Below are 13998 nucleotides of genomic sequence, written 5' to 3'. Positions count from 1 at the left end.
TAAGATGTTGTTGCTGCCTAATTGCGCATTTTTTTGTACTTCTGAAGGAAATATACAATACGGCCAATTGTTTACTATATTAAAAGAAAAAAGGCGAGGTACATTACATGGGACGTGTGCCGATTATGATGTTGTGCGCCACACTGCTTTTAGGCTGTGGTGAGAAGGAAACGACGCAATCTCTACCTAAAGATGTCACCGTGGTAACGGGTCTTCAGCCCGGTGCCAGTTTGTTGTATCTCGCTCATGCCGCAGAAAGGTTTGAAAAGCAAAATCTTAACCTGACAATCGAACCTAGACCCAGTGGGACATTAGCGCTTCGTTCAGTGATTGATGGTGAAATCGATGCCGACGTCATATTCGCCGCGGATATTGCCTATCTCGCACGTCAACATTTACTACCGGATTATCGTGTAGTGGCGACGGTCTTTGATTCAGATAACTCCAATGCTATTGCAAGCCTGCAACCATTTTCGAGCCTCGCGGATCTCGAAAATAAGGTGCTTTGTACGCAGTATGTATCAGCGCTGCACTTTTTTGGACAAGCTTTGGCGGAGCGAAGTGGTGCGCAAAATGTCATCTTTAAATTTGTGCCCGTCTCTGAACTAAATCGTCACCTTATTGAAGGTGAATGCGACTATATAACGATTCGAGAGCCCTTTGTTTCAGAACTTATTTCTCAAACAAACCAGACCGGCTTTGTGAAGTATTTTCCCGGAACCTTCCTTCAATATGAATTGATGCTGGCGCATCGACGCCTTTCCGATGAAGACGTATCGCGATTGCTGCTTGCGATGATTGACGCAGAGTCCGTCCTTGAAGAGCAGCCTGATTATGCCAAGCAAGTGCTGATGGACAGTTTTAATGCAGATGCCAAACAAGTGCAAAAGCTTCTCGCAGATAGCGTGTTATCGGTGTCACTTTACCAGCCTCTCATCGCGTTGTTTGATCGAGAGTTTGTATGGTTGCAGTCGCATGGTTTGTCGGCAGACTCAACGACTGATACGAAAAACCTATTGAGACCAAAACCGCTTCGTGATGCCGCGCCGCTTAGACAGACGATTTTAGACTATGAAAACGAGTATTAAGCAAATCTTAACCCTGTTTGTTACTTTGGTTGCTGCTTTCATGCTGACCACGGCCTACCTATCCCAAAAGCAAAACGCGGTGAGAGATGACGTACTGTCGTTGGATGAGCAGGCTTTTGAAATCAGTCAACAAGCATCACGTTTGAACGTCATTGTCGCTGATTATAATCTCTATCGTCGTTCTGAATCTTTAACTCAGTGGTCAGATACCCTAGACAAGATTGAGAAGCAAGCGGGTCAATTACTCAACATCACTCAACTAGAAGAGAAGATGTTGGCCAAGCGTCTGTCTACTGATATTTCACGGATTCGAATGCAATTTGAGCGATTGAGCGAAGCAACGATAGATAAGGACATTCAGTGGATTACCATCAATCTGAACACTTACAGTCAGAATCTGATCACTCAACTGCATAACTTGAGTGAAGAGGCGAGACAGCTCGCGGCGCTCGAGTTATCGAGACTATCTTGGAATCAAACCGTGGCGGTGGGCAGTACTACGTTTCTCTCACTTGTCGTTTTGATTGTGCTATACACAGCGTTGATCGTGCCGCTTAAAACTGTGCGACACGAAATGAAGAAAATCGGCCAAGATTATGCTCATTATGACTCGAACCACTCCAAATACTCCCGTATTCGAGAATGGCATGAACTGTTTCAAAGCCTAGAAGAGATGTACCGGGAGCTCCAAGTGACAACCGTGAGTAAAAAAGAGCTCGTAGCAGAGGTCGAGATGCGTAAAGAGGCAGAGGGAAACGCCGTCTCTCTCGCTCGAACCGATTTTCTTACCGGCCTACCTAATCGATTGAGCTTTTTTGAGCGCTTTAAAGTCCTGCTTGAAAACAATCGAAGCGCGTTCTTGTTTTTCCTAGATATCGATAACTTTAAGTCAGTGAATGACAACTTAGGACATTTAGCTGGTGATACACTGTTGAAAACGGTGAGCGCGGCTATTTTACAGCTCTCTGATGAGCGTGACAGTATCGCTCGTTTGGGCGGAGATGAATTCGCTATTCTACATTTCACGGACAGTGAGCAAGAGGCGCTACTATTTGCGCGTGAGTTACAAGCCATAATTCGTCTTCCGGTGACCTTTGAGTCTACCCAGCTTAGAATTGATTGCTCGATAGGGATAGCACGCTTTCCAGATGACGGCGTAGAGATCAAGTCGCTACTTTCCTGCGCAGATACTGCAATGTATTTTGCTAAGCGCAATCCGGTGAGTACATCAGGCATTCAGCGTTTCACGATTGATATTGGTGAGGCGAGCCGACGTAAATTCAGTTTATATCATAAACTGCGCAGGGCGGTTGAGCAGGGCAGTTTCGAAGTCTGGTTTCAGCCTCAAGTGGAAGTAGGTACTTTGAATGTGACGGGATTTGAGGCTCTGCTACGTTGGAAGCAAGATGATGGCAGTTACCTGAGTCCGGCTATCTTTGTTCCAATGCTAGAAAGAACCGTTGATATTATGCGGGTTGGCGAGTTTGTGTTTGAAAAATGCATAGAGTTTCAACGTAGCTTGGAGAGCAACGGTTTCAATCATACTGTATCGATCAATATCTCTGCCGTACAACTTGAACATGAGCACTTTATTCCATTTTTGAAACGCAGGGTACTTGAAACAGGACTGAGTGCGAGCCGCTTTCCACTCGAACTGACCGAAACCGCGATATTTCGAAATAAACAGGAAACACTGCTTTCTCTAGACCGACTCAAAAAAATGGGCTTTTCGTTGCAGTTGGACGATTTTGGCACTGGTAATGCCTCGCTAGATTTATTGAAAAACTTCCCATTCTCGACCGTTAAAATAGATAGCTCCTTCACTAAAGAGGCAGCCAATAAGCCCGAAACACGAGCGATCATTAAAGCCATCACTTTACTGTCTAAGGAGCTCAGCTTTGATATTGTTATTGAAGGGGTAGAAACGGTACAGCAGCAGGCTTTTGCGAGAGAGTACGGCATTAAGGTTGCACAGGGGTTCTATTATGCCAAAGCGATGCCAATGAATGAGGCGATCGCTTGGCTTGAACACTATGACCTCTATTCCACAGCGCTCTAACTACTTATACGCAACTCATTTTGTTTCGTAATTAATTATCGGCCATTTGGACGTCTAGACGTTGACAAGTCTATTGGTTGAGATTAGTCTGCTCGCCTTTCTGTCATCGACGCGACTTTTAGTATGTCTACACAACATAAAACCTCTCAATCAGTTCAAGCTTCTGGCGTAGCTCTGTTACCTCTTGCACTTTTTTTAGCTCTTTTTATTGGAGTAGGTAGCTACCTATCTTGGCAAGGGGTTGAATTTGCTTTCTATCAGCTACCAGCACCGATTGCAGCGCTTCCAGCTGTGGTATTAGCAGTCTTGCTGAGTAAAGAGAAGCTTAACCGTGCTATTGAGCAGTTTTTACGTGGTGTTGGCCATCAAGACATCGTTGCAATGTGCATGATCTATTTGTTGGCTGGTGCTTTTGCTGCGGTCGCTAAAGCCTCGGGCGGCGTAGATGCAACGGTAAATCTTGGCCTTTCGGCCATCCCAACCAGTATGATTTTGCCAGGCATTTTTCTTATTTCTGCCTTTATTGCCACTGCAATGGGTACGTCAATGGGAACAATCGCAGCAGTTGCTCCGGTTGCTCTTGGAATCGCCCAGTCAGCGGGAATGAGCATTCCGTTGACGGCGGGTGTAGTGCTGAGCGGTGCGATGTTTGGCGACAACTTGTCGATTATCTCGGATACCACTATTGCAGCGACGCGCTCTCAAGGGTGTCACATGAGAGACAAGTTTAAAGAGAACGTCAAAATCGCGATTCCCGCTGCGTTAGTTGCGATGCTTATTTTTGCTTTCAACAGTTCGGCGACGACTTTACCTGAAACTGACGCAATTGAGTGGCTGAAAGTAATGCCTTATTTGGCCATTCTTGTACTTGCGGTATCTGGTTTGAATGTGTTCGTTGTGTTGACTGTCGGTATTTTGCTTGCTGGTGGAGTGAGTTTGCTATCTGTTGATGATTATAGTCTAACGACACTCGGCCAGGACATTTACACTGGTTTTGGCAATATGCAGGAAATTTTCCTGTTATCGATGCTAATTGGCGGTTTGAGCGAGCTGATGCGCCAGCAAGGTGGATTGGCATTTTTAACTAAGTTAGTGAGTCGAGCTATTCGAACTTTTGGCTCGACCCATGATAAAACGTCAAGCCGAAGAGCAAGTGAGTTTGGTATCGCTGGTTTGGTTTCAATGGTCAACTTATGTACTGCGAACAACACCGTGGCGATTATTGTGTCGGGCAGTGTGGCTAAAGAGTTGGCCGATGAGTATCAAGTCGCGCCAAAACGTTCGGCAAGTCTACTAGATATCTACTCTTGTGTAATCCAAGGGCTGCTTCCGTACGGTGCTCAGGTATTATTGCTAGGCTCGGTATTTAACTTGTCGCCATTAGATATCATCGCAAATTCTTACTATTGTTTTGCTCTAGCGTTAGCGGCTGTCGTGGCAATTTTCCTTAAACGTTCTTAGGTACAGATACAAAGGCGGTTTGTTAGAAGTGGAAGTGCTGCTTGTTGTTGCAAATGATTCTCCATAATTCCTTTGTGATACATTTAGTAACAAAAGGTAGAGCGTCGGCTAATATTGAAAGAGTGTTGTGATTTGGTTAGCGAGTGGTCAAATGCTTCGTTGGATGATTGACAAAGTGTTTTGCACGTAAGTAACCTAAACGGGTGACAATTCAAGTCTAGCAAGCGGAAAGTTGTACTTGCTAACCCATATTAGCCAAGAGGAAGTAGCATGTCTGAATTACAAATTATTAAAGCCGACTACTCAGCAGTGTCCGAGCTGTGTGCCATGTTCTTGGATGCGTACGCAGATAATGAAGCGATGCAAGCCGCGTTGCGTCAAGATGAAGTGGCAGACTTTGCCCATGATTGTTACTGGCGTTGGGCAGTGGGTGAATGGGGACTTGCTGGTGGTGAAGTTTACACAACACCTGAAAGAGATGGCTGCGTTATCATGCGTCCGCCAGGCACTCATCAACCCGATGTGATGCAGAAAATGGAAGTGTTATCTATCGTTACTCGCATGATGGGCTCTAATCGAATCGAGATTGCTAAAGAAGTGTGCGAACAAATGCTTGCTGTACCACCAATGCAAGATTGCTACTGGCTATGGGGCTTGGGTGTATCTCCGAAAGCAGGCGGTAAAGGTTTAGCAAGTGCACTGATTAAAACGGTCACTGATCAAGCCGATGCGGCGGGCAAGCCAACTTACGTCGTTGCCTCAAGTGAAAAGGTCGTGAAGACGTTTGAACGACGTGGTTTTGAAGTCCTTTCTAAGAGTGAAAACTTCCCTTACTGGTTTATGTTACGCCCAGTTCAAGGTTAAACGAATATTGATGAAAAACGCGCTAGTTAAGCTAGCGCGTTTTTTTATGCCAAAATTGCGAGAGAGAGTATAGAAACAGACCAACCTTTTCGGGCTATTCAAACAGGTGTGGTAGCGTTGTTTGACTTAAATATGGCTTTTTATCAATCTTTTAAGGTGGGTTTTCATTGCTTAAGTATACAACGGTACTCTTTATCCCATTACTTTTGAGTGGCTTAGTCGGTTGTAAAGACAATCACGAGCTGCATCAAAACCCACCGCAATATATTACGGATCAAATTGAGCCTTATATGCCGTTGGCACTGGAGTTTGTTAAGAATAACGAACGGCGTGCACTAGAAAATGGTGTCCCATTATTGCCTCAGTATATGGACATTGCTCTGCGTGTGGGTATAAAGCATCCCGAGAAGGTTAGGGTATTGTATGTTGATGAACTGCCCATGCCCCAAAATGAATCTCTTAAGTTTCAAATGGAGCGATTAGGGCTAGATTCGCCATACTTAGTTGGGATGACGTATGGCTATGGTATTTACATTAAGCATGCGGCAAAGGGTGATAAGCTGCTACTGTCCCATGAATTAATCCATGTGCGTCAATCAGAGGAGCTTGGCCTAGAAGATATCACCCGCGAATACTTTTTACAGTTGAAGATATTTGGTTATCGAGAATCGCCAATTGAGATTGAGGCGTATAACAACGCCCTCAGATACCTAAACTGATGCCATTGAAGGGCGCGCTAGGATAGTCTAGCGCGTATGCTACAGTTCATTTTCGATATTGATGACTCGGTAAAGCTTGTCAAACACTTTGCTTGAACCACCATAATTAGGTTCTTTGTTTTTCAGTTGATTCCCACGAGTCCACTTCAATTTTCCTCGGTTACTTCTCTCCACTTTCCAATACAAGCTCTTGTCTCCAAGGAGGTAGTGCTCTAACTGCCGGGCAAACTCTTCACTTTCTATCATGACGCCAAACTCTAAGTTCAAGAAGTCTGAGCGTGGGTCAAAGTTAGATGAACCGATATAGCTCAACTTACCATCTAGAATAAATGCCTTGTTATGGTAGTGCCCCTTACGGGTATTCACATTCTTCAAGTGTATCGCGTGAGTATCGTATTCGTAGATGCTCACGCCTTTATCAAGAAGCTCATCTCTGTGTTTTTCATAGTAAGCTGGCACAAAACCTGAATCATTTGATGCCATCGAGTTAGTCACTAGCGTTATGTCTGCGCCGTGGTTTGCAAAGTCAGTGACAACTTTAAAACCGTCTTCATTTAGCAGCATGTAAGGTGTCGAAATCAGCAGCTCCTTTTTAGCGCTTGGGTAGCGGTATACGAAATGCTCAATACGGTGACGAAAGTAGGGCATCGAGTCATGGAGCTTTTCCGCTGAGTCGAAAACCGGTGTTAGCTTGGCTGCAATATAGCTTGGCTCTTGTAATGCTCTGACTCTACTTTCAATATCTGCGATTACGTTCTGCTTACTCTTAGTTACCTTTTCAAAGGTGCGATGAAACGACTGTAATGGTTTTTTATCTTTAAACTCGATAAGAAACTCAATATCTGAAGTGTAGTAAGCGTTCCAATGTTCTTCGAAGTTTCTTTCGAAATCCTCAGTAACCTCGCCTTGAACCAGTATGTCTAGGTCGAAAAAGTTGTTTTTAGGCTTATAACTGAAGTAATCGTCACCAATATTTCGTCCACCAAGCACCAGTGTTTCACCATCAATGTTCATGTATTTTTCGTGCAAGCGATGGTCGAGGTCTTTTTGATGTTTTTGAAAATCGAAGGCGCGCGTCAACCAGCCCGCTTTTCGCGAATTGAACGGATTAAAGATCTGAATATCCAAGTTTTCGTGCGTTGCGGCAGATGCCAGCCACTTTTCATTGAAAACGAGCAAATCGTCTAGAATGATTCTAACTTTTACGCCACGATCGGCAGCTAATACGAGTTCGTTTAGAAATAGAAGACCCGTGGTGTCTTTATTCCAAGAGAAATATTCGATGTCGATACTGGTTTTCGCGTTACGGACCAGTTCTATGCGTCTAGCGATAGCTTCTGGCGCACTTTCAACCAACGCGACTTGGCCTTTGACGGTCTTAAATTCCCAATCATTTTGGAACTGCTCTGATACCTCTGGCTGGGGTGCCGCACAGCCCGCTAGGGTGAGTAACGTGAGGGTAATAAACGCGAGTTTCGATTTGAAAAGTGGCATGGTTCAATACCTATATTAAGGTTGAATCCATTCAACGTTCGATGAATTATTGGATGTCGGCCCACTTTCTAGGAACCTTCAGAGATGGTTTCTTGACCTGCTTAGGTGGCTCGATATCACCAACGGCTTCTTTCTCACAAGGCTCAGCTTTGCGTTGAACGATGTAGAATCGGGTGTTACCTTTTTGATATGTACAGTACCTAAGCTTGTCTTTGATATACCAATCTTCTAAAGGCGCGTGGATACGCCACGCGGCATCGCTACCGGCATGGACAGACAAAGGAAATCCAATCGCCAAAATAACTAAGAGTTTTGTATAAAGTTGAGTATTCATTTTGGGTCGGATAACCCCGCCTTAGCGGGGCTATAGCTATATATTGATTATTTGTACTCGATAACTTTTGCTACATACTCAACCATGTCTGAGTTACCAACCATATTCTGGTAAAAATCAACAGAGAAGTATTTTGGTGCATCGCGCTCAATGTGTTTCGCGATGTTTTTTGATAGCTGGTTAGGGTTCATTGCGCTGTAAACGTGAAACTTTTTAGTTTGCTCAAGGCCCATTTCTTTTGCTTCTTCACGGGTGATATAAACTTCTTTGAAATCTTGTGCTAGGGTGCCTGTGTATGTCACATATTCAAAATTTGGTGTTTCATCAGTAACGACATACATATCTACAGTGCCGTCTACTTGCTCTAGGTGACTCATTTCTTGGTTAATAATGTCCAGGTTAGTTTCGTGAGATTGGTGTGGCTGAGCAAATGCAGTTGCAGAAACGGCAGCGATCATTGCAGGGATTAGTAGTTTTTTCATGTTGTCCTCTCGAAGGGGTGTGTTGTTTCGTTAGAGAGGATATTAACGGTAGGGAATTGAAACGTTTAATCGCGTTTGAAGGATGGAACCCTCTAATGAGGGTTCCATATTGTTTTGCAAACGTCTAACTAGACTTCCCATATTTTTCGAGAGCTTCTTTGTTGGTCTTCTCTACATATGACACTAGAGTACTAACGATCTCCGAATGCAGAGTTCGAAGGTGTTTTGAATGTGGTGAACAAACTGCCATTGGAACTCGAAACTTTTCTTTCATTACTGAGAGTTCAACTTCTACAAGATTGTCAGTATTAAAGTCGGTATAAGTTACTAATCTAGGGAGTAAGCCCCAACCAACATTGTCGCGAATCAACTCCAACGCTAATGATAATTGATCGACCACTTCATAGTCTGATGAAGATATAGTTTTATTTTCCATGTTGTCTTCAATCATACTTTTGATGACGATTTGCTTCTGAGATTTTAGCGACGACCAGCGTTGTTCTTCGGGTAAGTTAAGGACTTCATGGTCTTTTGACACGAAAACGCTAAAGGTGATGTTATTGACCAGTGTAGAGTCGATGCTGCTCATGAGAGAGCGGTTGTCTACGTTAATGATTCCAAATTGTATCGTGTCTTCCTTTATTCCCTCCAATATGTCAACCCGGTTGCGAATGATAAAGTTGACCTTCATATTTGGATGCAACTCGAGTAACTTTCTGCGAACGTGACTGATAGCACGCGGCGGAAGGAAGCTATTGTAAGCAATTGTTATCGATTCCAGTTCCCCGTAGGACAAACTTAGAGCGAGCATATCGAAAGAACGGGCTTGCTCTATGACCTGCTTTGCGTACCGATAAAGAAGGGTTGCATCTTCTGTTGGCTGCGCGGTTCTTCCCACTCGCTCGAAGAGTTCAACCGCCAACTCATCCTCTAAGTTACGGATTACTTGTCCAATTGTCGTTCTGTGCTTGTCGAGCGCTTGAGCTGCTTTGCTGAACGATCCTTGTTCGTACACCGCAACGAAACTCTGTAGTTGTTCAATGCTGAAGTTCATATACATCTCAATCTAGTTGTTGTGCCGGTGAAGCCTAGCATCTCAATCAAGAGAAGAGATGTGTAAACTACCGATAACATTGTAATAGTTTGTTTCAGTATAGGTGTGAGGATTGGGTCCTTCAAACGCGATTAATCGGATTTTTAAATCTAGTTAATAATTCTCCTCGTTGAGACAGCAAGCCCAGAAAATTTAGCACGCAGTTTAGTTATCTTTTTGTGCCTCTGGTATTACGCCGCTCAACCGTTCCCGTGAAAACAAGGAGTTACACACGCAATCTGAATACTGGCGACGGTTTATAGACTTGGACCCGCCGAACTAGGTTATTCACAATGCTAAAGCTTAAAACACTTTCTCGCGCTACTACGATGTTACTACTGCCGCTTGCTATTACAACGAATGCCTTTGCCGAAGAGCAAACTTCAACAATAAACAATAGCGAAGTCGATATTCTAGAACATTACGGTGTACCAAAATATCTACCAAAACTGGCTATTAGCTCAATGCTTCAAGGTGACCATGTTGTTGAGCATGCACGTAAAACCGAAATATTAGACGGTGTTCGTGTTGATAATGAAGTGTATTTGGTACAGACAACAGATACGAAAGGCAACATCGACCTGCGTATTAAATATGACCCTTCTAAGGTTGATGAGAATACGGATCTTATCGAGAATATTGAGAACATCACTAAGGCTGAGTATAAGTTACGTCAGTACGCGGAGATGTATGACAAAAACTCTGTCGTTGTTACTGAATTAGATAATGGCGATCTTGAGATCGAGTTTAATTACTCAAAATATACTTTGCCTCAAGATATTGCGTACTTTCGTTTCATGCGAGGCAAACTACTACTTTCTGATGGTCAGCCTGTATCGTTAATTGTCACTAACAATTCGCCTTTTAATCAGGGTGACAATGCGATTGAAACCTACAAGCAGATGACATTTTTCGACAATCTTCCAAATGGTCGAGTAGTGGTAAACAAAAAAATCATTACTGCTGAAGGTAAGAAAAAGAAGAAAGACCTCAGCCTAGAGATCGAACTAACACCGGTTGTTTATTACGATGAAGACCTAGGTGCAGTCGTTCAAGACCAGCCTCTGCTTTCAGAAGTGTCAGATCCGCGAATGCGTGAAGAGTACGTAAAGCTGGACAGAACGTTTCCACTGATGGCTGACATGGTTCGTCGTCAAGGTATTGATGTGCCGCTTCCGTTTGGTATTTCTGCGTCATATCGACGTCAGGATATGGATTTCAACTTCACTGATTTCAACATTGGTGGTTTGCAACTAGAAGGCATTGTTGATCCAGAGAACACGATTGCTCACGTTACTGCTGAATCATATACCGTCCGGGGTGATGTGAATATCTTACCGTTCTGGAATGTTTTCGGTTATGTCGGTCAAATTGATGTAGATGCGATTGTAGATGCGCAAACACAACCGATTAACATTGGTCCAATTGGATTTGATCCAATCAACTTTAGCGTACCGGTAAAACTTCAGTATGACTTGATTGGTGTTGGTACAACGTTGTCTATGGGGTACAAGCAATTATTCGCGTCAGTTACAGCAACATATTCAAAGACTCGTCTAAAAGGTTCTACCGCCGATTGGGGTGATGGCATTGTGACTGCTCAGCCAATGCTAGGTTATCAATTTGCAGACTGGCGTGCACAGTTCTTTGTTGGTGCAGAATATCAAGCATTAAAGCCAAGCATGACCGGTGATTTAGGGCCTGCATTAGGTGTGGATACAAGCATTGAATATGACGTAGGTGTAAACCTAAACAAATGGGCCTACATGGTCGGCTTCAACAAGCAGATCGGTAAACACTACAACATGACTTTCCTTTACAACAAAGGTGAGACCCGTGACTCATTCACAGTTAACCTCGGTTACCGTTTCTAATCGAGCTTAGACCAACGTTTATTTAAGAGATATCGCAATGACAACTAAAAAATATTCGATTGTGCTTCTAGCACTGGTTTTGAGCGCCTGCTCTTCACAGCATGCTTTAGAAGACCGAGTAACAAAAGAGAATTACACCGAGGTTAACCTCCAACACTCAGAGCAATTTAAAGGTGAAGAACCGTACCGATTTTGGGGTAACGAAGGTCCAGAGTTTTTATTAGAGAGCAAATACCACCCATCATCAATTACCGTGAGCGGAGAGCGAATGAATATTCTCGCGCTATCAGGCGGTGGTGCTAATGGAGCGTTTGGTGCTGGTGTAATTAATGGCCTTTATGATGCGGGTAAGCTTCCAGATTATTCGATTGTCACCGGCGTTAGTGCTGGTGCGCTTATTGCGCCGTTTGTTTTCACTGGCGGTGAAGATATTCATAAACTTCGTGACGTAATGCTAAGCCTTGATGATCGAGAAGTTTTGGGCAAAAAGAACTTTCTGAATACGATTTTTAAAGATGCCTTTACTAACGGCAAAAGCTTGTTCGAGCTGATGGAAACGACCTACGGCGATGACATGATTGCAAAGATTGCCGAGCAGCATCGCTTGGGTAAGCGCCTATTCATTGGCACGACTCATTTCGACTCAGGCAAGCAGATTACTTGGAACTTAGGTGAAATTGCTGCAAGTGATTTACCGAACAAAGCGGAGTTAATTCACCAAATCTTGGCCGCTAGTGCTTCGATACCAGGAGTGTTTCCTCCACAGTTCATTAACGTGGAGTACGAAGGCGAAACGCTCGAGGAGTTGCATGTTGATGGTGGTCTAACGTTCCAAATGTTCTTTGATCCATCAAACTTTGACTACGGCCAGTTGAGTGAGGCTATGGGCTTAGAACAACCCCCTCAAGTTCACGTAATTCGAAACGGTACGCTTGAGCCAGGTTACAAGCAAGTAAAAGACAAAGGCATGGATCTGTTGTCGCGCAGTATTAGCAACTTGACGCTTCAACAAACGCGTGGAGACATGTATCGCATGCTCTATATGAGTGAGCGCAATGATTATGACATCGCGTTTACCTATGTGGATACATCGTTTAAAGCTCATAAAAAAGGTAAGAAGATGTTCGATGCTGAATACATGAACAATCTTTACAACTATGGCTATCGCAAAGCGCAAGGTGAAACCTTGTGGGTGACTGAAGCACCTTAACGAACACAAAACAATAACAACACTCCACCTTTGGCTCGATTAATACCAAACGGGAACAGTTTGAGCGGTATTAATCGGGTCTTTTTTATTTGGCGATTTTCCCATGATTAAAATCAATACACCTTTTTCGACAGCAGCACTATTTGCATTTTCCATTTTTGCTAGTCCTTTCAGTAGTGCGATGATTGATCCGCAAGATGGATATCTGGATATGGGCGATTACCTGGCGAACAATGCCTATGGTTTTTTGCCTGTTCCAATTGTGATTACCGAACCGGCAATTGGTGTGGGAGGCGGTATGCTTGGTATGTTCCTTCACGAGTCTGACGAAGAGCGCGAAAAACGCAAGCAACATGCATTGACATCACTCGATGGGGGTGCACAACTACTGGCTCCAGCGATTACCGTAGCTGGTGGTGCGTATACTGACAATGGTACTTGGATCGCACTCATTGGTCACCGACATACCTGGAATGAAGACAGTATTCGTTATATCGGTGGAGCAGGTTATGGCCATGCCAACATCGATGTCTACAAAAGATTTCAGGGAGATGGTTTACCCGGCTTTATTGACCCTTATTCTGGCACCCTAGGTATGGGAACCGAAAGTGAAGGCTTTTTGATGAAGCAGCGAGTATCGTTTCGAGTTCCAAACAGTGACTTGTTTTTGGGGGTGTCGCAAACCTATTCGAGTTTCAGTACTACCGTCGATTCTCTCTCGCTGGATATTAATGATCGTAACCTAGAGATGTCCAATCTTGGAGCAAATTTTGATAGCTCACTATCTGCTCTGGGGTTAGTAGCCGAGTACGACACAAGAAACAATCTGTTTTTCCCAACTAAGGGCTCGTCCGTGGTTGCAGAATATCTTGTCTACGATTCTGCTTTAGGCAGCGATTTTGATTACGCGACATTTGAGGTCGATGCCTATCAATACGTGCCAGTAAATAAGCATTTAACCTTGGCATTTGCCGGTTCATACAGCTCGCTAAACACTGATGAAAGTTACCTACCACCTTTGGCAAAGCCTTATATCAATATGCGTGGTGTAGCTGCTTATAAATATCAAGGTGACGAAGTAAGTACATTACAAGCTCAGGCGATGTGGCATTTGAACCATCGTTGGACCATCAACGCCTTTTATGGCGTTGGCTCAACAGCAGAAGAACATAATGAACTGTTTGAAGATACGGTCGATGCTTATGGTGTCGGTTTTCGCTATCAGATCGCGAGGCGTTACGGTATCCATGTGGGCGTCGATGTGGCATTTAGTGAAGATCAAGGCACGGCTTACTTTCAAGTTGGCACGGGGTTCTGAAC

At 43.9% G+C, this 13998-nt stretch carries 12 protein-coding genes; 8 read left to right on the top strand and 4 right to left on the bottom strand.

Features of this window, described 5'->3' with window-relative positions:
* Nucleotides 1–107: 107 nt before the first annotated feature.
* From AAA946_RS08540 to AAA946_RS08520, 5 genes are all read left to right on the top strand, one after another.
* The gene (locus AAA946_RS08540; RefSeq protein ID WP_338164476.1) at nt 108–1088 is read left to right on the top strand and encodes an ABC transporter substrate-binding protein; all 981 of its coding nucleotides are present in this window, start codon (nt 108–110) and stop codon (nt 1086–1088) included.
* Entirely contained in the window at nt 1072–3147 is a 2076-nt protein-coding gene (locus AAA946_RS08535; protein ID WP_338164475.1) for a putative bifunctional diguanylate cyclase/phosphodiesterase, read from the top strand. Before AAA946_RS08540 ends, AAA946_RS08535 begins: the two co-directional genes overlap by 17 nt.
* Before the next feature lie 123 nt (nt 3148–3270).
* The gene (locus AAA946_RS08530; protein WP_338164474.1) at nt 3271–4608 is read left to right on the top strand and encodes a Na+/H+ antiporter NhaC family protein; all 1338 of its coding nucleotides are present in this window, start codon (nt 3271–3273) and stop codon (nt 4606–4608) included.
* Between the two features lie 270 nt (nt 4609–4878).
* Complete coding sequence (locus AAA946_RS08525; RefSeq protein WP_338164473.1) at nt 4879–5472, top strand: GNAT family N-acetyltransferase; 594 nt, start codon at nt 4879–4881, stop codon at nt 5470–5472.
* A 167-nt stretch (nt 5473–5639) separates the two neighbouring features.
* Nucleotides 5640–6191 (top strand): hypothetical protein, encoded by a 552-nt coding sequence (locus tag AAA946_RS08520; RefSeq protein WP_338164472.1) that lies wholly within the window; start codon nt 5640–5642, stop codon nt 6189–6191.
* A gap of 39 nt (nt 6192–6230) precedes the next feature.
* On the opposite strand, the gene AAA946_RS08515 is transcribed toward AAA946_RS08520, so the two are convergent.
* From AAA946_RS08515 to AAA946_RS08500, 4 genes are all read right to left on the bottom strand, one after another.
* On the bottom strand, nt 6231–7685 hold the full coding sequence (locus AAA946_RS08515) for a phospholipase D-like domain-containing protein (RefSeq protein WP_338164471.1): 1455 nt from the start codon (nt 7683–7685) through the stop codon (nt 6231–6233).
* A 46-nt stretch (nt 7686–7731) separates the two neighbouring features.
* Nucleotides 7732–8019, bottom strand: a complete 288-nt coding sequence (locus tag AAA946_RS08510; protein ID WP_338164470.1) for a hypothetical protein — start codon at nt 8017–8019, stop codon at nt 7732–7734.
* Between the two features lie 47 nt (nt 8020–8066).
* Complete coding sequence (locus AAA946_RS08505) at nt 8067–8501, bottom strand: hypothetical protein (RefSeq protein ID WP_338164469.1); 435 nt, start codon at nt 8499–8501, stop codon at nt 8067–8069.
* A gap of 124 nt (nt 8502–8625) precedes the next feature.
* Entirely contained in the window at nt 8626–9555 is a 930-nt protein-coding gene (locus AAA946_RS08500; protein WP_338164468.1) for a LysR family transcriptional regulator, read from the bottom strand.
* Nucleotides 9556–9887: 332 nt separating this feature from the next.
* Here AAA946_RS08500 and AAA946_RS08495 point away from each other — a divergent pair, with 332 nt between their 5' ends.
* The 3 genes from AAA946_RS08495 to AAA946_RS08485 all read left to right on the top strand — a co-directional run bounded on the left by AAA946_RS08495 (nt 9888) and on the right by AAA946_RS08485 (nt 13996).
* Complete coding sequence (locus tag AAA946_RS08495; RefSeq protein ID WP_338164467.1) at nt 9888–11468, top strand: hypothetical protein; 1581 nt, start codon at nt 9888–9890, stop codon at nt 11466–11468.
* 37 nt (nt 11469–11505) lie between these two features.
* Nucleotides 11506–12678, top strand: a complete 1173-nt coding sequence (locus tag AAA946_RS08490) for a patatin-like phospholipase family protein (protein ID WP_338164466.1) — start codon at nt 11506–11508, stop codon at nt 12676–12678.
* A gap of 103 nt (nt 12679–12781) precedes the next feature.
* Nucleotides 12782–13996, top strand: coding sequence for a BamA/TamA family outer membrane protein (locus AAA946_RS08485; RefSeq protein WP_338164465.1), 1215 nt, complete (start codon nt 12782–12784; stop codon nt 13994–13996).
* The last annotated feature ends 2 nt before the right edge of the window (nt 13997–13998 follow it).

This window comes from Vibrio sp. 10N (assembly GCF_036245475.1).
In the GTDB taxonomy this organism is placed as follows: Bacteria; Pseudomonadota; Gammaproteobacteria; order Enterobacterales; family Vibrionaceae; genus Vibrio.
This window is presented reverse-complemented; position numbering and strand designations above follow the sequence as displayed.

Coding starts and splice junctions, on each gene's coding strand:
- AAA946_RS08515 (WP_338164471.1), bottom strand. CDS start 7,685: ATGCCACTTTTCAAATCGAAACTCGCGTTTATTACCCTCACGTTACTC.
- AAA946_RS08530 (WP_338164474.1), top strand. CDS start 3,271: ATGTCTACACAACATAAAACCTCTCAATCAGTTCAAGCTTCTGGCGTA.
- AAA946_RS08525 (WP_338164473.1), top strand. CDS start 4,879: ATGTCTGAATTACAAATTATTAAAGCCGACTACTCAGCAGTGTCCGAG.
- AAA946_RS08495 (WP_338164467.1), top strand. CDS start 9,888: ATGCTAAAGCTTAAAACACTTTCTCGCGCTACTACGATGTTACTACTG.
- AAA946_RS08535 (WP_338164475.1), top strand. CDS start 1,072: ATGAAAACGAGTATTAAGCAAATCTTAACCCTGTTTGTTACTTTGGTT.
- AAA946_RS08500 (WP_338164468.1), bottom strand. CDS start 9,555: ATGAACTTCAGCATTGAACAACTACAGAGTTTCGTTGCGGTGTACGAA.
- AAA946_RS08490 (WP_338164466.1), top strand. CDS start 11,506: ATGACAACTAAAAAATATTCGATTGTGCTTCTAGCACTGGTTTTGAGC.
- AAA946_RS08485 (WP_338164465.1), top strand. CDS start 12,782: ATGATTAAAATCAATACACCTTTTTCGACAGCAGCACTATTTGCATTT.
- AAA946_RS08540 (WP_338164476.1), top strand. CDS start 108: ATGGGACGTGTGCCGATTATGATGTTGTGCGCCACACTGCTTTTAGGC.
- AAA946_RS08510 (WP_338164470.1), bottom strand. CDS start 8,019: ATGAATACTCAACTTTATACAAAACTCTTAGTTATTTTGGCGATTGGA.
- AAA946_RS08505 (WP_338164469.1), bottom strand. CDS start 8,501: ATGAAAAAACTACTAATCCCTGCAATGATCGCTGCCGTTTCTGCAACT.